The sequence below is a fragment of the Variovorax sp. RA8 genome (assembly GCF_901827175.1).
GTDB lineage: Bacteria > Pseudomonadota > Gammaproteobacteria > Burkholderiales > Burkholderiaceae_C > Variovorax.
Window position 1 is genome coordinate 5631218 of record NZ_LR594662.1, and the last position, 23919, is coordinate 5655136.

A 23919-nucleotide genomic window follows, 5' to 3' on the forward strand; every position below is an offset into this window, starting at 1 on the left:
AAAGGGGTGCTGTCTTGGTGTTGAGGACAAGACGGCGAATTCATAGAGTTAAATCAGTTGTTATTTGACTGCGTCACTTGGCATAACACCTTGATCTGGGAGATCAAAGTTATAGGGTCAAGCCGCACGAGCAATTAGTATCGGTTAGCTTAACGCATTACTGCGCTTCCACACCCGACCTATCAACGTCCTGGTCTAGAACGACTCTTCAGGGGGCTCGAGGCCCCGGCAGATCTCATCTTGAAACGAGTTTCCCGCTTAGATGCTTTCAGCGGTTATCTCTTCCACACTTAGCTACTCGGCAATGCCACTGGCGTGACAACCGATACACCAGAGGTGTGTCCACTCCGGTCCTCTCGTACTAGGAGCAGGCTTCCTCAAATCTGCAGCGCCCACGGAAGATAGGGACCAAACTGTCTCACGACGTTTTAAACCCAGCTCACGTACCTCTTTAAATGGCGAACAGCCATACCCTTGGGACCGGCTACAGCCCCAGGATGAGATGAGCCGACATCGAGGTGCCAAACACCGCCGTCGATATGAACTCTTGGGCGGTATCAGCCTGTTATCCCCAGAGTACCTTTTATCCGTTGAGCGATGGCCCTTCCATACAGAACCACCGGATCACTATGTCCTGCTTTCGCATCTGCTCGACTTGTCAGTCTCGCAGTTAAGCACGCTTATGCCATTGCACTATCGTCACGATGTCCGACCGTAACTAGCGTACCTTCGAACTCCTCCGTTACGCTTTGGGAGGAGACCGCCCCAGTCAAACTGCCTACCATGCACTGTCCCCGATCCAGATGATGGACCTAGGTTAGAACCTCAAACACACCAGGGTGGTATTTCAACGTTGGCTCCATGCGATCTAGCGACCGCACTTCAAAGCCTCCCACCTATCCTACACAGATCTGTTCAAAGTCCAATACAAAGCTACAGTAAAGGTTCATGGGGTCTTTCCGTCTTTCCGCGGGGAGATTGCATCATCACAAACATTTCAACTTCGCTGAGTCTCAGGAGGAGACAGTGTGGCCATCGTTACGCCATTCGTGCAGGTCGGAACTTACCCGACAAGGAATTTCGCTACCTTAGGACCGTTATAGTTACGGCCGCCGTTTACTGGGACTTCAATCAAGAGCTTGCACCCCATCATTTAATCTTCCAGCACCGGGCAGGCGTCACACCCTATACGTCCACTTTCGTGTTTGCAGAGTGCTGTGTTTTTAATAAACAGTCGCAGCCACCGATTTTTTGCAACCCATTCATGCTCCGTTGTTCACTTCACACTAATAGGGCACACCTTCTTCCGAAGTTACGGTGTCAATTTGCCGAGTTCCTTCTCCTGAGTTCTCTCAAGCGCCTTAGAATACTCATCTCGCGCACCAGTGTCGGTTTGCGGTACGGTCGTGTGCAGCTGAAGCTTAGTGGCTTTTCCTGGAACCTCGTTCAGTCACTTCACCAGCAAGCTGGCTCGATCGTTGGCCTCGGTATATGTGCGCCGGATTTGCCTAACGCACGCCTACTTCCAACTAAACCGGGATATCCAACACCCGGATGACCTATTAAGATCCGTCCCCACATCGCACTACACATCGGTACAGGAATATTGACCTGTTTCCCATCAGCTACGCATCTCTGCCTCGCCTTAGGGGCCGACTCACTCTACGCCGATGAACGTTGCGTAGAAAACCTTGCGCTTACGGCGAGGGGGCTTTTCACCCCCTTTAACGCTACTCATGTCAGCATTCGCACTTCTGATACCTCCAGCACGCTTTACAACGCACCTTCACAGGCTTACAGAACGCTCTCCTACCACGCACAGTAAACTGTGCATCCGCAGCTTCGGTAACTGGCTTAGCCCCGTTACATCTTCCGCGCAGGACGACTCGATCAGTGAGCTATTACGCTTTCTTTAAATGATGGCTGCTTCTAAGCCAACATCCTGACTGTTTTAGCCTTCCCACTTCGTTTCCCACTTAGCCAATTTTAGGGACCTTAGCTGGCGGTCTGGGTTGTTTCCCTCTTGAGTCCGGACGTTAGCACCCGGTGCTCTGTCTCCCAAGCTGTACTCGTCGGTATTCGGAGTTTGCCTTGGTTTGGTAAGTCGCCATGACCCCCTAGCCAAAACAGTGCTCTACCCCCGACGGTAATACTTGAGGCACTACCTAAATAGTTTTCGGAGAGAACCAGCTATTTCCAAGTTTGTTTAGCCTTTCACCCCTATCCACAGCTCATCCGCTAGTTTTGCAACACTAGTCGGTTCGGACCTCCAGTACCTGTTACGGCACCTTCATCCTGGCCATGGATAGATCACTTGGTTTCGGGTCTACACCCAGCGACTAGACGCCCTATTCGGACTCGATTTCTCTACGGCTTCCCTATTCGGTTAACCTTGCCACTGAATGTAAGTCGCTGACCCATTATACAAAAGGTACGCCGTCACCCTTGCGGGCTCCGACTTTTTGTAAGCATGCGGTTTCAGGATCTATTTCACTCCCCTCCCGGGGTTCTTTTCGCCTTTCCCTCACGGTACTAGTTCACTATCGGTCGATGATGAGTATTTAGCCTTGGAGGATGGTCCCCCCATCTTCAGACAGGATTTCTCGTGTCCCGCCCTACTTTTCGTCAGCTCAGTACCACACAAGTCTTTTCACGTACGGGGCTATCACCCACTATGGCCGGCCTTTCCAAGCCGCTCCGTTAAGTCTTGTGCTATCACTAACAGGCTCTTCCGATTTCGCTCGCCACTACTTTCGGAATCTCGGTTGATGTCTTTTCCTCGAGCTACTGAGATGTTTCAGTTCACCCGGTTCGCCTCGTTATCCTATGTATTCAGATAACGATACCTTTCGGTGGGTTTCCCCATTCGGAAATCTCCGGATCAAAGCTAATTTGCCAGCTCCCCGAAGCTTATCGCAGGCTATCACGTCCTTCGTCGCCTATCATCGCCAAGGCATCCACCACATGCTCTTATTCACTTGACCCTATAACTTTGACGTTTCTTCACAGAAACCAAAGCCCATCAAGGAATATGCCAGGTCTTTCACCTGACGCGTTATGCCGTCTTCATTCGAATTGCTTCGAAGTGAAGTTCATTTGACGCAATCAAAATTCTTGTTGCTGATGGCACGGTCCGCACCAAACCTTTACGAATGTGCAGTTTCCATCAGCAACGCTGATTCGACTCTATGAATTTTTAAAGAACAGCCGATTGACCGAACAATCTCGATCAACAACAAAGAGGCCTCGCGCTCTCGCACAAAGCCGCTTTGGTGTTGAAGGATCTACCAGGATGATGGTGGAGGATGACGGGATCGAACCGACGACCCCCTGCTTGCAAAGCAGGTGCTCTCCCAGCTGAGCTAATCCCCCGATGTCCTCTCACTTGGATATCAGAAGATGGTGGGTCTAGTTGGGCTCGAACCAACGACCCCCGCCTTATCAAGACGGTGCTCTAACCAGCTGAGCTACAGACCCATGGTCGAAACGAATCGACCTCTTCCAACAACCGATAAGTGTGGGCGTTCAATTTGAACGGCATTGTTTCCAGAAAGGAGGTGATCCAGCCGCACCTTCCGATACGGCTACCTTGTTACGACTTCACCCCAGTCACGAACCCTGCCGTGGTAATCGCCCTCCTTGCGGTTAGGCTAACTACTTCTGGCAGAACCCGCTCCCATGGTGTGACGGGCGGTGTGTACAAGACCCGGGAACGTATTCACCGTGACATTCTGATCCACGATTACTAGCGATTCCGACTTCACGCAGTCGAGTTGCAGACTGCGATCCGGACTACGACTGGCTTTATGGGATTAGCTCCCCCTCGCGGGTTGGCAACCCTTTGTACCAGCCATTGTATGACGTGTGTAGCCCCACCTATAAGGGCCATGAGGACTTGACGTCATCCCCACCTTCCTCCGGTTTGTCACCGGCAGTCTCATTAGAGTGCCCAACTAAATGTAGCAACTAATGACAAGGGTTGCGCTCGTTGCGGGACTTAACCCAACATCTCACGACACGAGCTGACGACAGCCATGCAGCACCTGTGTTACGGTTCTCTTTCGAGCACTAAGCCATCTCTGGCAAATTCCGTACATGTCAAAGGTGGGTAAGGTTTTTCGCGTTGCATCGAATTAAACCACATCATCCACCGCTTGTGCGGGTCCCCGTCAATTCCTTTGAGTTTCAACCTTGCGGCCGTACTCCCCAGGCGGTCAACTTCACGCGTTAGCTTCGTTACTGAGTCAGTGAAGACCCAACAACCAGTTGACATCGTTTAGGGCGTGGACTACCAGGGTATCTAATCCTGTTTGCTCCCCACGCTTTCGTGCATGAGCGTCAGTGCAGGCCCAGGGGATTGCCTTCGCCATCGGTGTTCCTCCGCATATCTACGCATTTCACTGCTACACGCGGAATTCCATCCCCCTCTGCCGCACTCCAGCAATGCAGTCACAGATGCAGTTCCCAGGTTGAGCCCGGGGATTTCACAACTGTCTTACATCACCGCCTGCGCACGCTTTACGCCCAGTAATTCCGATTAACGCTTGCACCCTACGTATTACCGCGGCTGCTGGCACGTAGTTAGCCGGTGCTTATTCTTACGGTACCGTCATGAGCCCTCTTTATTAGAGAAAGCCTTTTCGTTCCGTACAAAAGCAGTTTACAACCCGAAGGCCTTCATCCTGCACGCGGCATGGCTGGATCAGGCTTGCGCCCATTGTCCAAAATTCCCCACTGCTGCCTCCCGTAGGAGTCTGGGCCGTGTCTCAGTCCCAGTGTGGCTGGTCGTCCTCTCAGACCAGCTACAGATCGCAGGCTTGGTGAGCCTTTACCTCACCAACTACCTAATCTGCCATCGGCCGCTCCATTCGCGCAAGGCCTTGCGGTCCCCTGCTTTCATCCGTAGATCTCATGCGGTATTAGCACAGCTTTCGCTGCGTTATCCCCCACGATTGGGCACGTTCCGATGTATTACTCACCCGTTCGCCACTCGCCACCAGGATTGCTCCCGTGCTGCCGTTCGACTTGCATGTGTAAGGCATGCCGCCAGCGTTCAATCTGAGCCAGGATCAAACTCTATAGTTCGATCTTGAATTTAACGTCTCTCGCGAGACAAACTCATAAAAACGGAATTGAAGTGAACTTCACTTCTATTCTCATGAGCATTTAAAGCCTGAAAGGCTTCGTTCCGAAGAACTTGGCCATTCGCCTCAAACGCCCACGCTTATCGGCTGTATGTTTTTAATGATCCCCACAAGTCAGGCAACTCTCTCGCCCTCCTTGCCCACTTCGCTGCGATCAGCGAAGCCTTAGATTATCACACGATTTTTGAAGAACCGCCAAACTTTTTGAAGTTTTTTTAAGAACCCATCAACCACTCGGTCAACACAGCCCCAACCAAAACCCCTCTTCCCGCCCAAACCAGCCATCAAAGCCCATCAGGCTTCAGCGACCAGAACATCCTCAGCGGAGCCTTCGATTATGACACGGATTTGAATAACCCGCCACTTCGAGGCCTGACTTCCTTCGACTCTCCTCGCGCCTCGCTTAAAAGCCCAAAGTGCACGTCGATTCAGAAGAGCCTGCGAGTATATGCCAAAGTTTGCCCCTCGCAAGAGCTGCGATGGGGCCTGAAGGATCGTGCGACCCGCCCTCACCCCAGCCGATGCGCGTACCCCAGCGGCTCTTCGTGCCGAGCACCCTGCCCGTCAAGGACTATGCCGAGTCCATCATGCGGCTCCGATAATCGGCGCCACATGGCACTCATCACACTCCTCGACGCGCAACTCGCCTTCGGACACGTCCCGCTGCTCGACCACGCGGACTTCGCGCTGCTCGAGTTCGAGCGCATCGGCCTGATCGGCCGCAACGGCGCCGGCAAGTCCTCGCTCTTGAAGATCCTGGGCAGTCTCGAAAAGCCCGACGACGGCACGCTCCAAGCTCAGCAGGGTCTGCGCGTCGCGTATGTGGCGCAGGATCCCCAGCTCGCGCTGGACGCCAACGTATTCACGGCCGCCAGCGCCGGACTGGCGAAGGCCATCGCGCTCCGCGAGCAATATCTCTCCGGGGCTCCGGGCCTGGACCTCAATGCGTTGCAATCGCAGATCGAAGCCTTCGACGCCTGGAACTGGGAGCAGCGCGTTGAAGAGACCCTGCACCGGCTGCATCTCGATGGCGCCGCGCTAGTAGGCGCGCTCTCGGGCGGGACCCGCAAGCGCGTGGCCCTTGCGCAGGCGCTGGTCGCCGCGCCCAACGTGCTGCTGCTGGACGAGCCGACCAACCACCTCGACCTGGACTCGATCGAATGGCTCGAACAGTTGCTGATCGACTTCAAAGGCAGCGTCGTCACCATCACGCACGACCGCAGCTTCCTGAACCGCGTCGCCACCCGCATCGTGGAGCTCGACCGCGGCAAGCTCAATTCGTATCCTGGCAACTTCGAGCAATACCTGGCGCAAAAGGAAGCGCAGCTCGCCCAGGAAGCCGTCATCATTGCCAAGGCGGACAAGCTGCTGGCCCAAGAAGAGATTTGGATCCGCAAGGGCGTCGAGGCCCGCCGCACTCGCAGTCAAAGTCGCATCAACCGACTCGAGGCACTGCGCGCCCGGCGCAGCGCCCGGCGCGGGGCGCTCGGCAGCGTCAGTATGGATGTGGCCTCCGGCCAGACCAGCGGAAAGATCGTGGCGGAGATGGCGGGCGTGACGAAGGCCTTCGCCGACAAGACCGTCGTCCGGAACTTCAGCGGGACTATCCTGCGCGGCGACAAGGTCGGCCTGGTGGGGCCGAACGGCGCGGGCAAGACCACACTGCTGAAGCTCATCCTCGGCGAGATCGAGCCCGACAGCGGCAAGATCCGCCGCGGCACCAACCTGCAGGTCGCCTACTTCGATCAGATGCGCGCCGCGCTGCAGCTCGATGCCACGCTGGAGGATTTCATCAGCCCCGGCAGCGAGTGGATCGAGATCGGCAGCCAGCGCAAGCATGTCAAGAGCTACCTCGCGGATTTCCTGTTCTCGCCAGCGCGCGCGCAATCGCCGGTGCGCTCGCTGAGCGGAGGCGAACGCAATCGCCTGCTGCTCGCCCGCCTGTTCGCGCGCCCAGCCAATGTGCTGGTGCTCGACGAACCCACCAACGACCTCGACATCGACACGCTCGAACTACTCGAAGACCTGCTGCAGAACTACGACGGCACCGTCTTCCTCGTGAGCCACGACCGGACCTTCCTCGACAACGTGGTGACGAGCACCATCGCCTTCGAAGGCGATGGCCTCTGGCGCGAATACGAAGGCAGCGTGGAAGACTGGCTGATCCAGTCGAAGCGCGCTCGCGAGATCGCTGCCGAAAGGGCCCAGGCTTCGCCCGCGCCCGCGCCCGCGCCCGCGCCCGCGCCCAGCCCTGCGGTGGCCTCCCCCGCGGCGGAAGCGGCCGCGCGCGCGGGCACGCGCAGAAAGCTCAGCTACAAGGAGCAGCGCGAATTCGAGGCCCTGCCCGCACGGATCGCCGAGCTAGAAGAAGAGCAGAAGCGCATCACCGACGTACTCGAGCTGGAGGGTGGCGCCATCTACGCCAGCGAGGCCTCGCGCGCCGCCGAGCTCGCCCAGCGCCACGCACAGATCGACGAGGAATTGCTGGCCGCAATGGAGCGTTGGGAGGCGCTGGATTCGGCGCGCCAAGGCTAGCCGGCGGCGCCTTCGTCCGACGTGCGGCGGGCCGCGGCTGCGCTATATAGAGGCAGCAAACTTCGATCAGGCAGCATGACTTCATTCCAGGCCTTCCACCCCTGCGCGCGCGTATGGCGGAGCTGCGCCGCGGCCCTGTGTTCGACCTTCCTCTTGCTCTCGGCGTGCGCCGAGCTGCCCCAGAACGTGCACAGGCCGGTGTCAACCGCGCTCGCATCGCCCGCCGGCACGCCGCTCGCGGCCCTGGTCCAGGAGCGCCGCCAGGCCGTGTCGGCGCGCAACGAGTCCGGCTTCATGCTGCTCGACGGACCACCGGCCGCCTATGGGAGCCGCCTCGCGCTGGCCGAGGGTGCGAGGAAAACGCTCGACCTTCAGTACTACGCGATCCATGCCGACGCCAGCACCGAACGCTTGCTCACCGCAGTGCGCGAGGCGGCCGCCCGCGGCGTGCGCGTGCGCATCCTGCTGGACGACTTCCACAGCACCGGCCGCAATGCATCGGTGATGCGCCTGGCTTTCGTGCCCAACATCGAGATGCGGATGTTCAATCCGGTGCCCGGCTCGCGCGGTTCGAGCCTGGCCCGGATGTTCAATGCCATCGAGGATGCCTCGCGCATCCAGCAGCGCATGCACAACAAGCTCTTCATCGCCGACAACGTGCTCGGCGTGACGGGCGGACGCAATCTGGGCGACGCCTATTTCGGCAACGCCCAGGCGGGCAACTTCGTGGACATGGACGTGTTGGCGGCCGGGCCCATCGTGCAGGACCTGTCGCGCAGCTTCGATGCCTACTGGAACAACGAGCGCGCCTATCCCGTTCAGTCGCTGGTGACGCGCGAGGAACTCGATGCGCTGCGCAACGAGGCGCGCGGCGAGCGAGACAAGGATGTGAACACCGGCGCACCGCGGCCGCCCGATGGCGAGCCGCGGCCGCGCGGCGCAGCGCCGACGGGCGAGCAACAGAACCGCGCATGGGACGAGCAGCCGATGGACTTGCGTACGGCCAGCCTCGTCTGGGCGCCGGCCGCGGTGCTGGTCGACAAGCCGGCCAAGATCCCCGCGGACAGGCCAGGCGCTGGTGCTGACACACGCAAGGCGCCCAGCCTCGTGGTGTCCCAACAGGGCCAGCGCAGGACGGCCGCAGCGCCGCGCGGGTCGCTCGACGGGGCCGTCGATGCGGCCGCCAATGGCGACACGGTGGTCGAAGGACTTCTGCAGATGATCGGCCAAGCCCAGCGCGACCTCCTCATCATCTCGCCCTACTTCGTGCCTGGCCCGGACATGAAGCAGGCGTTCGCCTCAGCGCTTGCGCGCGGCGTCAAGATCCGCGTGCTGACCAATTCGCTCGCCTCCAACGACGCCCCCGTGGCCCATGTCGGCTATGCCAGGCATCGCGAAGACCTGCTGGCAATGGGCATCGGCCTGTACGAGCTGCGCAGCGAACAGGCGGGGCTGGGCAGCGCCTTTGGTTCCACCGGAGGGAGCACGGGCGAATCGCGCTCGATGCTGCATTCCAAGGTGCTGGTGATGGACGGCCGACTGCTGGTGGTCGGGTCGATGAACCTCGATCTGCGCTCGCAATTGCAGAACACCGAAATCGCGCTGCTCATTCGCAGCGACGAGCTCAGCCGCGTCGCCGCAGGACAGATCGAGACCGCCATGCACAAGGGGGCTTGGCGGGTCGACCGGAGCGACGGGCGCCTTGTATGGCGCGCACCGCAGGACAGCGGCCTCAAGGACAGCACGACTGAGCCGGACGCAAGTGTCGGACTGCGCTTGCTCCTCAAGCTGTTCGGCCCCTTCGCGCCAGACAGGCTGCTCTAAGACGCCCTCAAAGCTGCGCCCGAACGCGGGCGAACACCTTCCAGAAGGCGGCGTCCTGCGCGGTCGCAAAGTTGATGCGCATCAGGGTGCTCGGCGGCCGCCGCGCGTGGAATAGCGACCCCGGCGCCAGCAGGTACCCCTCATCGAGCATGCGCTGGGTCAGCTCATCGGTGTCGACGCCGGTGTCGACCCAGCCGAAGAGCCCAGCCGGCTCGGCAGCCAACGCACAACCGGCCGCCAGCGCCAGCTTCACCGTGCGCCCGCGAGCGCCATCCAGGCGCAGACGCACGCGCTCGGCATGGCGGCGCAGCTGGCCCTGGTCGATGCACCAGGCGAGCGCCCGCTCGAACAGCGATGGCGTGGTGAGCGTGGTCAGCAGCTTGGTCTCGAGCATGCGGCCGACCAGCTGTGGCGAAGCGGCCAGGAAACCGATACGCCAGTTGGGCGCGAGAATCTTCGCGAAGCCGCTCACGTAGACGGTGCGCTGCAGTCCATCGAGCGCGCACAGGCGGGTGGCGTGCTCCGGCGCCAGGTGGCTGTAGGTGTCGTCCTCGACGATGTGGAAGCCATGCTGGTTGGCCAGCTGAAGCACCCGGTGCGCGCTGCCCGGCGTCAGGCTGTAGCCGGTCGGGTTGTGCAGCACGCTCACGCTGACGAAAAGCTTGGGCTTGTGGCCGTCGCCGGCGTTGCAGTAGCGCTCCATCACCTCGAGATCCGGCCCGTCGGCCTTGCGCGGCACCGGCAGGATGCGCATGCCCAACGCCTCGAGCCGGGCGAACTCCAGCGCCCAGCCAGGCTCTTCGACCATCACCGGATCACCAGGCCGCAGCAGCGTGCGGCTCACGATATCGAGCGCATGCGTGGCGCCGACCGTGGTCACGATCTGCTCTGCGCCGGCGGGTACGTTGATGCTGGCAAGCTTGGTCGCGAGGCTGCGCCGCAGGCCGCCATCGCCTGCGGGTTCGCCGTATTGCAACGAGAAGTCCTGCAGCGCCCTTGTGCTGGTCACGCGCCGCACGGCGGCAGCAGTAAAGGGCGAGTCCAGCCATTCCGAGGGGAATACGCCCATCCCTGGCTGCGGCTTGTCGCTGGGACGGTGGAACATGCCGCGGATCAGCGTGCTCGCGTCTGCGGGAACCGGCTGCGACACGGCCGGCTCGGCCAGCGGGCCCAGGGTCGATGGCGCCGGTCCCGCCTGGGCAGCAATCGAATCGCGCACATAGAAGCCTCGCTGACGGCGGGCTTCGACCAAGCCCTGCGCGAGCAGCTGGTCATAGGCCGCGACCACCGTGTGCGGGCTCACGCCCTGCTGCCGTGCGCATTCGCGCACCGAGGGCAGCCGCGCCCCGGGCGCCAGCAAGCGGGTGCGGATGCGCTCGGCGAAGCGGCTGGCCAACTGCTCCGTCAACGACTGGGTGGAGGTTCGTGTCAGCATGCGTATGCCCGCGCTGTGTCGATGATCGAACCGATACAGGCCGGACTCATGTTTGGTTTTCTGTACCGGTACTGTAATGGTCATCAGTTTAGAGTGTGTGCCATGAACTGGCAAGAATTCACCGCGCTGCTGGTGCTGGCCACGGCGATGAGCTTCTCGCCCGGACCCAACACCACGCTTTCGACCGCGCTGGCGGCCAACGGCGGCCTGTCGCGCGCCATGCGCTTCGTGGTCGCCGTGCCCGTGGGCTGGACCCTGCTGCTGGGCCTGTGCGCGGCCGGCATCGGCGCGCTGGTGGTGGCTGCGCCGTCGTTGCGCTGGGCCATCAAGGCGCTGGGCATCGCTTACCTGCTGTGGCTGGCCTGGAAGCTCAGCGGCAGCGCCACGATGGGGCAGGCCGACGGCAAGCAGTTGCGGGTCGGCTTCTGGCAGGGCGTGATGCTGCAGTTCGTCAACATCAAGGCCTGGCTGCTGGCACTGACGCTGGTGGCGACCTGGATCGCCGGCCAGCCCGACGCGCTGCGGCGCTTCGCCATCGTGGCGCCGGTGATGCTGGTCTACGCCTTCACAAGCAACTTCACCTACGCGCTCGCGGGCTCGCTGCTGCGCAACTGGCTGGCGCACGGGCGACGGCTGCTGTGGTTCAACCGCGCCATGGCCGCTGTCCTGGTGCTCACAGCCTGGTGGATGGTCAGCGTATGAAGATCAAGGACGAAACCCTCGGCATGTGGCTGGGCGTGGTCGGCGTGGCCTTCTTCGCAGTCACGTTGCCGATGACGCGACTGGCCACGGGCACGCAAGAGGCGCCGCAGCTCTCGCCCTGGTTCCTGACACTGGGCCGGGCGGCGCTGGCGGGTTTGCTGTCGGTGATCTTCCTGCTTGCGACCCGCTCGCCGCTGCCGCAACGCCACCAATGGAAGCCACTCGGCATGGCCATGCTGGGCAACGCGATCGGATTCCCGCTGCTGCTCGCCTATGCATTGCGCATCGTCAGCGCCAGCCATGCTGCGGTGGTGACGGCCTTGCTGCCGCTGGTGACCGCGGCTTGCGCGGCCTGGGTGCTGCACCAGCGCGCTCGGCTCGGCTTCTGGCTTTGCGCGCTGGCGGGCAGCGCGCTGGTGATCGTGTTCTCGATGCTGCGAGCCGGCGAGCAGCAGTTCGGCTTCGCCTGGGGCGACCTGCTGCTGGTGGGTGCCGTCTTCGCCGCCTCGCTGGGCTACATCTACGGCGCACAGATCACGCCGGCACTCGGTGCGGAGCGCGTGATCTGCTGGGTCTGCGTGATGGCGCTGCCGGTCACGCTGCCCGGCGCGCTTTGGCTGTGGCCGCAGCACCCGGTCGCGACCTCGTCGTGGCTGGGCTTCGTCTACGTCGGCGTCTTCTCGATGTGGGTGGGCTTCTTCGCCTGGTACCGCGGCCTCGCCATGGGCGGCGCACTGCGCGTGAGCCAGGCCCAGCTGCTGCAGCCCTTCCTCTCGATCCTCGCCGCCGTGCCTCTGCTGGGCGAGCCCATCGATTTCGTCACGCTCGGCTTCGCGGCGGCGGTGGTGGCCACCGTGGTCGCCGGCAAGAAGCTCTCGCAGGCGCGCCCCGCCGCTGCATCATCACAACAACTGGCACATCCGAAGGAAACAACATGAACTGGAAACTCGCCGCCCGCGCAGAAAAGATGAACCCCTCGGTGATCCGCGAGATCCTCAAGGTCACCGAGCGTCCCGGCATCATCAGCTTGGCGGGCGGCCTGCCCTCGCCCAAGACCTTCCCGATCAGCGCCTTCGCCGAAGCCTGCGCCGAGGTGCTGCACAAGGACGGCCAGGCCGCGCTGCAATACGCGGCCAGCGAGGGCTATGGCCCGCTGCGCGAAGCAGTTGCGGCGATGCTGCCCTGGCCGGTCGACCCGGCCCAGGTGCTGATCACCACCGGCTCGCAGCAGGGCCTGGACCTGATCGCCAAGATACTGCTCGACCCCGGCAGCCGCGTGCTGGTGGAGACGCCCACCTACCTGGGCGCGCTGCAGGCCTTCTCGCCGATGGAGCCGGAGGCCGTCAGCGTTGCCAGCGACGACGAGGGCGTACGGGTCGACGACCTCAAGGCCAAGGCAAAGGACGCGCGCTTCGTCTACCTGCTGCCCAATTTCCAGAATCCCACCGGCCGCACGATGAGCGAGGCGCGCCGCGCAGCAGTCTCCGCCGCCGCGGCGGAGGCCGGCCTGCCGATCGTCGAGGACAACCCCTACGGCGACCTCTGGTTCGACGAGGCGCCGCCGCTGCCGCTCACCGCCCGCAACCCCGAGGGCGGCATCTACCTCGGCTCCTTCTCCAAGGTGCTGGCGCCGGGCCTGCGGCTGGGCTTCCTGGTGGCGCCCAAGGCCATCTTTCCCAAGCTGCTGCAGGCCAAGCAGGCAGCCGACCTGCACAGCCCCAGCTTCAACCAGCGCATGGTGGCGGAGGTGATGAAGGACGGCTTCCTCGGCCGCCATGTGCCGACCATCCGTGCGCTCTACAAGCGCCAGCGCGATGCGATGCTGTCCGCGCTCGAGCGCGAGATGCAGGGCCTGGGCGTGAGCTTCAACAAGCCGGCCGGCGGCATGTTCCTTTGGCTGCGCCTGCCCGAGGGCATGGACGCCGTGGCGCTGCTGCCCAAGGCGGTGGAGCGCGGCGTGGCCTTCGTGCCGGGGATGCCCTTCTACGCCGGCGCCGGCGATGCACGCACGCTGCGCCTGTCCTTCGTGACCGCCAGCGTCGAGGAGATCGACACGGCGATCACCGCGCTGGCCGATGCGGTGCGCGAGCAGCTGGCGCACCAGGCCGCGGCCGAAGTCCAGCGCCAGCTGGCAGGCATCACTGCGTAGCGCCACCGAAGCGGGCCGGCCATGCACATCGCGATCCTCGTCTTGCAGGCCCTGCGCCACATCGGCACCTGTCTGCCGCACGAGAGGACCACGGGATGATCGAGCTCGGCACGCTCTCGCTGTTCCTCGTGGCGGTGCTGTCGCTGTTCCTTTCGCCCGGGCCCAACATGGCCTTCGTGCTCTCGCACGGCATCGCGCTCGGGCCGCGGGCCGGCTTCGCGGCAGGCCTGGGCATCGCCGCGGCGGACCTCGTCCATACCCTTTGCGCCGCAACCGGCGTCACTGCGCTGGTGGCCGCGTGGCCGCCCTCCTTCGATCTGTTGCGCTATGCGGGGGCGCTCTACCTGTTGTGGCTCGCCTGGCAGGCGCTGCGATCGGGCGGCGCGTCCGTGCCGGCGCACGCCGAGCGCTCCGGTTTCGCGCGCGTGGTGCGCCGCGCTTGGCTCAACAACCTGGTAAATCCGAAGGCGCTGCTCTTCTTCGTGGTGTTCCTGCCGCAGTTCGTCGATCCGGCGCGCGGCGGCGTGCCGGCGCAGCTGGCCGTGCTCGGCGTTACGCTGAGCCTGGCCGGCCTCGGGTTCAATACCGCGCTGGGCGCTTGCAGCGGCATGATCGGCCGCTCGCTGCAGCGTCGCCGCGACGCCGCCGGCTTCCAGCGCGGCCTGCTGGCCACGGTGATGATCTGCCTCGCGCTTCGTCTTCTGCTCATCGACCGCCCTTCGAAGGGATTTTGAACATGCTCAATATCTGGGGGCGCATCAGCTCCATCAACGTGCGCAAGGTGGTGTGGTGCGCGCAGGAACTCGGCCTCGACTTCCAACGCACCGAGGCTGGCGGCAAGTTCGGCATCGTGCAGACGCCGGACTACCTCGCGCTCAACCCGAATGCCCTGGTGCCGGCCATCGACGACGGCGAAGGCGAGGCGCGCGTCACGCTCTGGGAATCGAACGTGATCGTGCGCTACCTCTGCGCCAGGCATTCGCCGGGCAAGCTCTACCCCGAGCCGCTGGCCGCACGCTTCGACGCCGAGCGCTGGATGGATTGGCAGCAGACCACGCTCAACCCGGTCAGCGCCGGCGCCTTCAGGCAATGGATCCGCACGCCCGCGGACCAGCGCGACCCGGCCGTGATCGCCCACTCGGTGCGCGCGACCGAGCCGCTGTTCGCGCTGCTCGACGCGCATCTCGCCACCCGTCCCTTCATGCTCGGCGAGCACTTCACGATGGCCGACATCCCGGTCGGCTGCGAAGCGCATCGCTGGTTCGGCCTGCCGCAGACCGAATACACGCGGCCCAGCTGGCCCCATGTCGAGCGCTGGTTCGCGGACCTGCGCACCCGGGCCGGCGCGCGCGGCGTGCTCGATCTCACCCTGGAATGAACGCCATGCAAACCCGCCCCTTCAAGCAAGTCGACGTCTTCACGGCGAAGCCCTACGCCGGCAACCCGCTCGCGGTGGTGCTCGACGGCACCGGCCTGGACGATGCGGAAATGCAGGACTTCGCCCGCTGGACGAACCTGTCGGAAACCACCTTCCTGCTGCCCCCCACCGAGCCCTCGGCCGACTACCGCGTGCGCATCTTCACCCCTGGCGGCGAATTGCCCTTCGCCGGCCATCCGACGCTGGGCAGCTGCCACGCCTGGCTGGAGGCCGGCGGCCGGCCCAGGACCAGTGGGCGCATCGTGCAGCAATGCGCCAACGGCCTCGTGCCGATCCGGCACGAGGGCGAGCGCCTGGTCTTCGCGGCGCCACCCTCCCAGCGCAGCGCGCCCAGCCCCTCGCTGCTGGCCAAGGTCGCAGGCGCGCTCGGCCTGCGGGCGCAGCAGATCGTGGCCGCGCAGCTGCTGGACAACGGCCCGGTATGGCTGGGCCTGCTGCTCGCCGATGCCGACACCGTGCTCGCGCTCAAGCCCGACCATCGCGCGCTCAAGGAACTCGGGCAGAAGGTGGGCGTGGCCGGCATTCCCCCACGGGACGTGGAACCGGCCACCCTGCTGATCGCTCGCTCCAACCGCGAGGCACGCGCCTTCGCGCAATCCGGATCGGAGGACATCGGCCTCGAGGTGCGCGCCTTCGCCGCGCCGATCGGCATCGAGGAAGACCCGGTGACCGGCAGCCTCAACGCCAGCCTCGCGCAATGGCTCATCGCCGATGGCTACCTGCCCGAGCGCTACCTGGCGGCACAAGGCCAGTGCCTGGGCCGCTCGGGGCGCGTCCACGTGATGCGGGATGGAGAAGGCCAGGTCTGGGTCGGCGGCGACTCGGTCACGTGCATCGACGGCAAGCTCACGCTCTAGGAACCGCATGCCGGCGCGCATCGACCATCTCGTGATCGCGGCCCGCAGCCTCGACGAAGGCGTGGGCTGGTGCGAAGCCACCTTCGGCGTGGCGCCCGGCCCGGGCGGCACGCATCCGCTGATGGGTACGCACAACCGGCTGCTGAAGATCGCCACGCCCGACGTCCCGCGCGCCTACCTCGAGATCATCGCGATCGACCCCGCGCAGAAGCCGGCGCGGCCCGCAGCGTTGCATCGCTGGTTCGATCTGGACGATCCGGCGCTGCAGGCCGCGCTCGCGCGCCATGGGCCGCGGCTGGTGCACTTCGTCGCCGAGGTGCCTGACGCCGACGCCACCCTCCAGGCGCTCGCGCGCCACCGCATCAACCGCGGCCGCCTGCTCGAAGCCTCGCGCGACACGCCGGCCGGGCGCCTCGACTGGCGCATCACGGTGCGCGACGACGGCCAGCGGCTCTTCTACGGCGCCCTGCCCACGCTGATCGCCTGGGGTGCGGCGCATCCCAGCGACAGCATGGCCGACTGTGGCGTCCGGCTGCGCTCGCTGGCACTGTCGCATCCGCGTGCCGGCGACCTGGAACGGGCGCTGCAAGCCATCGGCCTCGCCGGCGTTCCGGTGAGCACCGGCGCCCCCCATCTGCGCGCGGTGTTCGACTCGCCGCGCGGCACCGTCACGCTTGATTCCAAGGGGACCTGATGCCGCCGCAGCCTTCCGAACTCGCCCTCCTCGCGCTCGCCGTTCGCATTGCCCTGCCGGAGCCCCGCTGACCATGCGCTTCACACGCGAGGAGATCGAGGCCGCTCGCCGCACCGTCTACGCCACGATGCCACCGACGCCGCAGTACGCCTGGCCGCTGCTGGCGCGCCGCCTGGGCTGCACGGTCTGGGCCAAGCACGAGAACCACACGCCGGCCGGCGCCTTCAAGCTGCGCGGCGGGCTCACCTATTTCGAGACGCTGGCCCGCGAACAGCCCGCCGTGCGCCATGTGATCAGCGCCACGCGCGGCAACCATGGCCAGTCGGTGGGCTTCGCAGCGCGGCGCCACGGCCTCGCCGCGACCATCGTGGTGCCACACGGCAACTCAGTCGAGAAGAACGCCGCGATGCGCGCGCTCGGCGTCACGCTCATCGAGCATGGCGACGAGTTCCAGGCCGCCAACGAGCATGCAGGGCAACTGGCCGAAGCCCAGGGCCTGCACCGCGTGCCCTCCTTCCACCCTGACTTGGTACGCGGGGTGGCCAGCGCCTACGTCGAGTTCTTCGAGGCGCTCGCCGCGACGCCGGACGGGCCGCCCGAGGTGCTGTTTGTGCCGATCGGGCTGGGCTCGGGCTTCGCGGCCGCGGCGGCGGCGCGCGCGCACTGCGCAGTGTCGACACGGCTGGTCGGCGTGGTGTCGGCGCACGCAACCGCCTACCTCGACTCCTTCCGCGCGGGCCGCGCGCTCGAATCGCCGGTCACCACGCGGCTGGCCGACGGCATGGCCTGCCGCACGCCGGTGCCCGAGGCGCTGGAGGTGCTGCGGCGCGAGGCCGACGACGTGGTTGCGGTGACCGATGCGGAAGTGGCCGAAGCGATGCGCGTGCTCTTCACCGACACGCACAACGTGGCAGAGGGCGCCGGCGCCGCCGCGCTGGCGGCGCTGCTGCAGCAATCCTCGCGCTGGCGCGGCAAGCGCGTCGGCATCGCGGTGACGGGCGGCAACGTCGATGCGCCCGTGTTCGCCGAGGTGCTGTCATCCGCGCAGGTCGGGCAGCAAGCCTGAGCGACCCCGTTCGACCCGCTAGAAAGAACCTGGTGGCGCCGTGGCGGCGAGCTTGACGCGGCGCAAGGGAGCGATCGCGCGCGAGAGCGAGGCACGGGCCATGCCGACCATTCCGCCGATGGGAGCCTTGAGCGCGTCCGCGGTCGGCGATTCGCCGGGGAATGCCGGCGATATCCCCGCCTTGCGCAAGAGCCTGTTGACCTGATGGACGCGCGCCATCCTGCGCGTCACCGACGTGTAGAAGGTCACGCCGATCGAGATCGACACACCGTCTCCCGGCTGTGTCCAGCTGCGGTCGGAACTCGTCATGTGCGGCGAGGTGCTGGGGAAATAGACGGCATCTCCCGGTTGGGTCTCGAACTGGTGGCTGCGCGCGCGGAACTCTTCCTTGAAGCGGACCTTCCTCAACGAATGTCGGACGATGAACTCCTCGACTGCGTCGGCCGCGACCACGACCCGATCCGTGTGGTCCCAGACGTTCATGGTCTTGCGACCGTGCAATTGCAGCCAGATGTTGTTCTCGCGATCGATGTGGAATGGCGTCACCGAAGGCGGCGCCGAGATGAACGCGAAGCCATTGATATTGAAGATGCCCGGCTGCTCGCGCTCGATATGGGGGCGCATCGTCTCGACGATGCTGGCGAGCAGGGCCGCGTAGCGCGGAATGACCTCGATGTTGTACAGGGCGACCCACGAGCCCGCTTCCTCGATGCGCCCGAACACCTCCTCGATGCTCCGCCCATCGGGATGCTGGCTGTCGTGTGTGAAGCTGGAAGCCTGCGAGATGCCAGGCCTGATGAACCGGCACTGCTTGAAAGGCACGAGTTCCTTCGCCAAGTTGGCGAGCTCGGCGAGTTGGAAAAGCGGATGCTTGTGAAGGTTGTGATGCAAGGCCGTGATCTTGTGCGTCGAAAAGCTCCCGGGGTCGTCCGCCCAAACCCGATACCCTTGCCCGGCACTAGCCATCTGGTCTTGCGTGTTCACGACCCCTGCACGCCCTTCATCAGGGGGGCGGAACTCCGGTCGCTGTGGCGATGGATGCAACATCGCGTGCGGCGCACTCCGAGTACGGAAGGCGCTGGTCGTGAACTTGTTCATCTGGTACCTCGTTCTCTGCGACGCGACCTCCGCCATGAACAAGCTGAGGCGCGTGGTGATCAAGGACTCATCAAACTTAAGTAAATGGTATTACTTACTCCTTCATATGTCACAGGTTTCTTCGCCCCGTCGATGACGCCCGCGCGGAGGCGCTTTCGCCTCAGGAGGCGATCACGATCGGAAAGCGCGCCTGCCAGCCGTCCGAGGTCCGCTCGAAGGGCACGGTCACGGCCTCGCGCGCAGGCGCCGGCAGGTTGCGCCACAGGAAGTCGCGTGCATTGCCCGGATCGCCGGCCACGTAGAGCTGTGTGGTCAGCAGTTCACGTCCGCCCAGTTTGACCTTCACGTGGATGTGGGGCGTACGGCCGCTGTACGCCACCGGCCGGATCGTGCGGAAGCGCCAGCGGCCCTCGGCATCGACGGCCACGCGGCCGAAGCCCTGGAACGCGGCGTCGGCACGATTGCCGTCGCCCGGATGGTGGTAGTGGCCGCCCTGGTCGCACTGCCAGATCTCGACCTGGGCGCCGCGCAGCGGGCGGCCGTCGAGGTCGGTCACGCTGCCCTCGAGCGAGGCCGACTGGCCGCTGCGGTAGCTGAGCGCGCCATTGCGCAGCAGGTCGTTGTCGGCATCGGCCGGCAGCTTGACCGGGTAGAACGGGCCCTCGGTCTGCGAAGGCGTGGCGATGCGCCCCGGCTGCGGCTGCGCGCGGGCGCCGAGCCACAGCACTGGCACCGCGACGAAGGCAGCGGCCACCGCGCGGCGGGGAAGAAGTCCAGGGGAGTGGGGCGAGGTCGGCGCAGCCATGGCCCGTGGGAGCCGCCGGCCGCGCGCGAGTTCCCGCCGCGATCTTTTCCTGCTACCAGCGCACGCGCACGCCCACCGCCCCCTGGATCGAGGACTTCACCCGGGTATCGCCACCGGTGCTGAAGACCTTGCCGAGCTCGCCGTAGAGGCTCACGGTGTTGCTCAGCGTCAGCGTCGCGCCCGTGGCGAGCTCGACGGAGGTGTAGCGGCTCGAGCTCGCGATGGGCGTGGAGAAGCCGCCGTTGATGAAGCGCGCCGTGTCGCCCGCGTCGTTGGCGTGGATGACACCGACGCGGCCATAGGGCTGCAGCCGGCCTGCCGAGGTGGCGAAGTCGCCCTTCACGCGCACGCCCAGGCCTGCCGTCCAGCCGCTGGCGTCGTCCTGTTGCACGAGTGCGCCGGAAATCGCCAGGTCGTCGAGCTTGGCCCGGCGATAGCTGAGCTGCGCCTGCGGCTCGAGGGTCCAGTTGCCGCCGAGCGCGAAGGCCTGGCCGACCTCGACCGAGGCGGTGAGGCTGTTCCCCTTGCCTGACGCAGCGAAGCCGCCGAGCGGACGGATCGTGTAGCGCTGCGAGCCGTACTGCAGCACCGTGTCGACATAGAAGCCGGTGGCGTTGGCATAGCTGGCGTAGGCGCCCAGATAGCGCGCGCGCAGATCCGTGCTGCCGACGGCGCGGTAGAGGCCGCTGGCGAAGCCGCTCAGGTCGGCATTGCCGTCGAGCGTGCCGGCATAGACGCCGGCGCGCCAGTCACCCAGCTGCGAGACGTAGAGATCGGTCCCTGCCTGCACGCCGCTGACATGGCCCTGCGTCGAGGGAGTGACCAGGCCCGACTGGCGGATGTCCAGGTCGCTGTAGACCGCGCGGGCCCAGGCGCGGCGCTCGGTCGAGAGCGCGCCGGCGACCGGCGTCAGGCTGGCCATCGCGCGGCCGCTGGCGTCGTCGTCCCCCATGCGGCTGCGCAGGCTGCCGATCATCGCCCGGTCGGCGCCGCGCAGTTGCGCAGGCAGGGCGGACAGCATCGAGGCCTCGGCGCGGTAGGCCGTCACGGCGACGGGTACCGGCGCGGGGGCGGGTGCGGGTGCAGGCGCGGGTGCCGGTCCTGGTGCGGGTGCCGGTGCCGGTGCCGGGGGTGCCGGGGGTGCGGGTGGCGCCGGCGGAGCCGGAGGAGCCGGAGGAGCGGGCGGCGCAGGTGGAGCCGGCGGCGCGGGAGGCGGTGGGGGCGGAGGCGGTGGGGGCGGAGGCGGCGGGATCACCTGGGAACGCAGGTACCAGTTCTCGCCGGCGCCGACCGTATCGGCAGCATACAGCCGGTACTCGAAAGCGCCCGCGTCCACGTGGCCCGCGCCTCCGAGCGCGAAGGCGCTCTTGGTGGTCTGCGCCGTGGTGGTGGCCCCGTTCAGTGCCGTGATCACTTCGATGCCGTTGCCCGCGGTCTGGCCGCCCAGGCCGCCGAGGTTGGTGATCTGCAGGGTGGTGCTGCCGCTGGCGACCGCCGTGGGGCCGTCGAGCACCAGGCGGTCGGAAGGTCCGGCGGCACCGAGCACGGTGCCCAGGCGCAGCGTGCCGTTGTTGCCGACATAGGGGCCGTTGACCGTGAGCGTGGTGCCCGCCGTGGCGCCGGCCAGCGAGACGGTGCCGCTGTTGTTGAGCGAGGCCATGCTCTGGCTGAAGCCCGCCAAATCGAGGGTGGCGCCCGCGGCCACGCTGTGCGCCGAGGCGGCGCTCAAGGTGTTGGCCGTGCCGGCGCGCAGCGTGCCGCCGGCCACGGTGGTGCTGCCGGTGTAGGTGTTGGCGCCCGACAGGGTCAGCGTGCCGGCGCCCGCCTTGACCAGCGAGCCGGGATTGACCGGCGCGACCACGCCATTCGAGATGGCGCCGGTGAACGCGCCCGCGCCGACCGTGAGCTCCGAGCCGTTCAGGCCCACGGTGCCATTGCCGTTCAGTTGCGCGACCGTCTGGACGGCGTTGACGAGCTCCAGGCCCGACACCTGCGCAGGCACGGTGCTGCCGGTGGAGTTGACGGTCAGGTTCGCGGTCGAGGCGAAGTGGCCGCTGCCCTCCGCCACCACCGCGCCGCCGGGATTGACCACCAGGTCACCAGGAACATTGCCCGTGGCGGTCAATGCCAGCTGGACGTTGCCCTGGACGGTGGTGGTGCCGGTGTAGTTGTTGGGCGTCGTGAAGCTGAACCCGCCCCATGGCGCCGTCGCATCCAGGGTGATGCCGTGGCTGCCGCCGATCCCTCCATCGAAGCTGACGATGCCGGCGGTGCTGGTTTGCGTCAGCGTGGCATCGGCCGCCAGCGTGACCGGCCCCGCCAGGGCGAGAGTTCCGCTGGTCGCGAGGTTGACGTTGCCCCCGATCGCGACCGCGTTGCTCATCGACAGCGGGCTGCTCGTGATGAAGGTGCCGGCGTTCAGGGTGATCGGCCCGGTGCCGAGCACCCCGGCGCTGCCGATGCTCAGCCCCCCCGCATTCAGGATCGTGCCGCCGCTGTAGTTGTTGGCCCCTGTGACGGTGGTGGTGCCGGCGCCGGCCTGCGTCAGCGTACCGGTGCCGGTGATCGCATTGGCCAGGGTGTAGTTGTCCGAACGGTTGACGATCAGCGACGCGTTGTTGGTGATCGCGCCCACCACGCTGCCGCTCGCTGTTCCGTTGCCCAACTGGAGCGCACCGCCGCTGATGGTGGTTCCGCCGGTGTAGGTGTTGTCGCCGGTCAGGGTCAGCGTGCCGGCGCCGACCTTCACCACCGTACCGGTGCCGAGCAGGACCGAATTGACGTAGTTCGCGCCGTTCTTGTCCTGAACTCCCGGGCCGGTGCCCGCAATCACGCCGCTGATGATGTCGTTCTGGCCGAGCGCGCCCACTTCCAGCGTGGCGTCGCCGAGCACGACATTGCCCGATCCCGACAGCGAGCCGATCGCCGCGTTGGTTCCGGGCGTCATCCCGTTGATGTAGACCTGACCCGTGCGGCCGTTGATGGTGTCGTTTTCGTTGACCACCGTGGCCCCAGCCAGCGTTGCCGTGTTCGAGACCTGGACCACGCCGCCGTTGTTGTTGATGGTCGCGCTGCCGCCGGTGCTGGTTTCCTGGAAGATCACCCGCCCACCGGTGTTGTTGATGGTGGCCGACTCCGCGCTGGCCCCCCCGGCTCCGAAGAGCACGTAGGTGCCCGGGGCGCCGAGGTTGACGGTGGAAGTCCCGGCGCCAGCGCCGAACTGGAACTGCAGGCCGCTGTTGCTGCCGTTGACGTCCGTGTTCGCCGCGGTGACGTTGACGGTCAGCGCTCCGGCGTTCGCGCCGGCGCCGTTGAAGCGAAGCTCGGCATTCTCGAGGATGGTGACCGGGCCGCTGCTGAAAGCACCCGCCGTGGTGGTCCAGACGTTCAGCCGCCCGGCGGTGCCGTTCCCCTGCAGCACGGTGCCGCCGGTGTAGTTGTTGGCGGGGTTGTCGATGGTCAGGCGCCGGTCCTCGTTGCCCAGCGCGTTCGTGCCGGTATTGCGCAGCGTAAGCACCCCGGAACCCGTGATCTGGCCTGTCAGCAGGCCGCCCTTGGTGCCGGCCACGTCGACCGTGCCACCCGCCACGCCAAGCGTGACGGCGCGACCGCTGGCGAAGTTGTCGGAACCCAGGCGCAGCGTGCCGCCATCGAGCACGATGCCGCTACCGGCCGCCCCCAGGTTGCCGTCCGCACTCACCTGCAATGCGCCGGCATTGATTCTGGTGGTGCCCTGGTAGATGTTGGCAGCGTCCAGCACGATGGTGCCGGGACCCGTCTTGATGATGCCGTTGGTGCCGCTGATGACACCGCTTTGCGTTGCCGTGCCCGTGCCCAGGCTGTTGAGGCTCACGTCGGACGGCGTAGTGTCGATGGGACCCGGTAGGTTGTCGCCATCGTTGTAGTCGACCGTCTGGGCGGCAGCGGTTGCTGCCATCACGCTCAGGCCCGCCGCCACGAGCGCGGTAGCCAGGCCGCCGGAGCGCTTGCCGCGCGCCGCCGTGAGCTCCGACACCGCGACCCATGCGCCGAGCGCGTGGTTCCAGACGCTCCGATATGTCTTGTTCATGTTCTGTGCTGTCCCTCTCTCCGGTGGATGAAGCGGCATTGCGGCGTAGGAGAACCGTCGCACTGTCTACGAAAGTTTGCATTCTTACACAATGAGAACTTAG

At 65.1% G+C, this 23919-nt stretch carries 14 protein-coding genes, 2 tRNA genes and 2 rRNA genes; 10 read left to right on the forward strand and 8 right to left on the reverse strand.

The window, feature by feature from the left end; translation table 11 throughout:
- Positions 1–113 precede the first annotated feature (113 nt).
- The 4 genes from E5P3_RS26885 to E5P3_RS26900 all read right to left on the reverse strand — a co-directional run bounded on the left by E5P3_RS26885 (position 114) and on the right by E5P3_RS26900 (position 5085).
- A 23S ribosomal RNA gene (locus tag E5P3_RS26885) occupies positions 114–2984 on the reverse strand.
- Between the two features lie 312 nt (positions 2985–3296).
- A tRNA-Ala gene (locus tag E5P3_RS26890) sits at positions 3297–3372 on the reverse strand.
- A 28-nt stretch (positions 3373–3400) separates the two neighbouring features.
- Positions 3401–3477: transfer RNA gene (locus E5P3_RS26895), tRNA-Ile, on the reverse strand.
- Positions 3478–3550: 73 nt separating this feature from the next.
- Positions 3551–5085 (reverse strand): 16S ribosomal RNA (locus tag E5P3_RS26900).
- Together the 16S and 23S rRNA genes with 2 tRNA genes alongside form the textbook arrangement of a ribosomal RNA operon.
- A gap of 671 nt (positions 5086–5756) precedes the next feature.
- Between E5P3_RS26900 and E5P3_RS26905 the strand changes: the two genes are divergently transcribed.
- Complete coding sequence (locus tag E5P3_RS26905; protein WP_162588748.1) at positions 5757–7679, forward strand: ATP-binding cassette domain-containing protein; 1923 nt, start codon at positions 5757–5759, stop codon at positions 7677–7679.
- Positions 7680–7754: 75 nt separating this feature from the next.
- Entirely contained in the window at positions 7755–9503 is a 1749-nt protein-coding gene (locus tag E5P3_RS26910; protein ID WP_162588749.1) for a phospholipase D family protein, read from the forward strand.
- A 7-nt stretch (positions 9504–9510) separates the two neighbouring features.
- On the opposite strand, the gene E5P3_RS26915 is transcribed toward E5P3_RS26910, so the two are convergent.
- A complete protein-coding gene (locus tag E5P3_RS26915; RefSeq protein ID WP_162588750.1) occupies positions 9511–10938 on the reverse strand; it encodes an aminotransferase-like domain-containing protein in 1428 nt (475 codons plus the stop codon).
- A gap of 102 nt (positions 10939–11040) precedes the next feature.
- On the opposite strand from E5P3_RS26915, the gene E5P3_RS26920 reads away from it, so the two are divergent.
- The 8 genes from E5P3_RS26920 to E5P3_RS26955 all read left to right on the forward strand — a co-directional run bounded on the left by E5P3_RS26920 (position 11041) and on the right by E5P3_RS26955 (position 17844).
- Positions 11041–11640 (forward strand): LysE family translocator, encoded by a 600-nt coding sequence (locus tag E5P3_RS26920; protein WP_162588751.1) that lies wholly within the window; start codon positions 11041–11043, stop codon positions 11638–11640.
- On the forward strand, positions 11637–12578 hold the full coding sequence (locus tag E5P3_RS26925) for a DMT family transporter (RefSeq protein WP_162588752.1): 942 nt from the start codon (positions 11637–11639) through the stop codon (positions 12576–12578). The genes E5P3_RS26920 and E5P3_RS26925 overlap by 4 nt, the downstream gene beginning before the upstream one ends.
- The gene (locus E5P3_RS26930; RefSeq protein ID WP_162588753.1) at positions 12575–13789 is read left to right on the forward strand and encodes an aminotransferase-like domain-containing protein; all 1215 of its coding nucleotides are present in this window, start codon (positions 12575–12577) and stop codon (positions 13787–13789) included. Before E5P3_RS26925 ends, E5P3_RS26930 begins: the two co-directional genes overlap by 4 nt.
- Before the next feature lie 95 nt (positions 13790–13884).
- On the forward strand, positions 13885–14523 hold the full coding sequence (locus E5P3_RS26935) for a LysE family translocator (RefSeq protein WP_162588754.1): 639 nt from the start codon (positions 13885–13887) through the stop codon (positions 14521–14523).
- A 2-nt stretch (positions 14524–14525) separates the two neighbouring features.
- The gene (locus E5P3_RS26940; protein WP_162588755.1) at positions 14526–15167 is read left to right on the forward strand and encodes a glutathione S-transferase family protein; all 642 of its coding nucleotides are present in this window, start codon (positions 14526–14528) and stop codon (positions 15165–15167) included.
- A 5-nt stretch (positions 15168–15172) separates the two neighbouring features.
- Positions 15173–16084 (forward strand): PhzF family phenazine biosynthesis protein, encoded by a 912-nt coding sequence (locus tag E5P3_RS26945; RefSeq protein WP_174263104.1) that lies wholly within the window; start codon positions 15173–15175, stop codon positions 16082–16084.
- Between the two features lie 7 nt (positions 16085–16091).
- The gene (locus tag E5P3_RS26950) at positions 16092–16778 is read left to right on the forward strand and encodes a VOC family protein (RefSeq protein ID WP_162588757.1); all 687 of its coding nucleotides are present in this window, start codon (positions 16092–16094) and stop codon (positions 16776–16778) included.
- A gap of 73 nt (positions 16779–16851) precedes the next feature.
- Positions 16852–17844 carry a threonine dehydratase gene (locus tag E5P3_RS26955; protein WP_162588758.1) on the forward strand — a complete coding sequence of 331 codons (993 nt, stop codon included), beginning with the start codon at positions 16852–16854 and terminating at the stop codon, positions 17842–17844.
- 18 nt (positions 17845–17862) lie between these two features.
- Here the strand turns inward: E5P3_RS26955 and E5P3_RS26960 are convergent, their stop codons facing one another.
- From E5P3_RS26960 to E5P3_RS26970, 3 genes are all read right to left on the reverse strand, one after another.
- Positions 17863–19005 (reverse strand): JmjC domain-containing protein, encoded by a 1143-nt coding sequence (locus E5P3_RS26960; protein WP_232073329.1) that lies wholly within the window; start codon positions 19003–19005, stop codon positions 17863–17865.
- A 97-nt stretch (positions 19006–19102) separates the two neighbouring features.
- Entirely contained in the window at positions 19103–19747 is a 645-nt protein-coding gene (locus E5P3_RS26965; RefSeq protein ID WP_174263105.1) for a dioxygenase family protein, read from the reverse strand.
- A gap of 52 nt (positions 19748–19799) precedes the next feature.
- Positions 19800–23816 (reverse strand): autotransporter outer membrane beta-barrel domain-containing protein, encoded by a 4017-nt coding sequence (locus E5P3_RS26970; RefSeq protein WP_162588759.1) that lies wholly within the window; start codon positions 23814–23816, stop codon positions 19800–19802.
- Between the last annotated feature and the right edge of the window lie 103 nt (positions 23817–23919).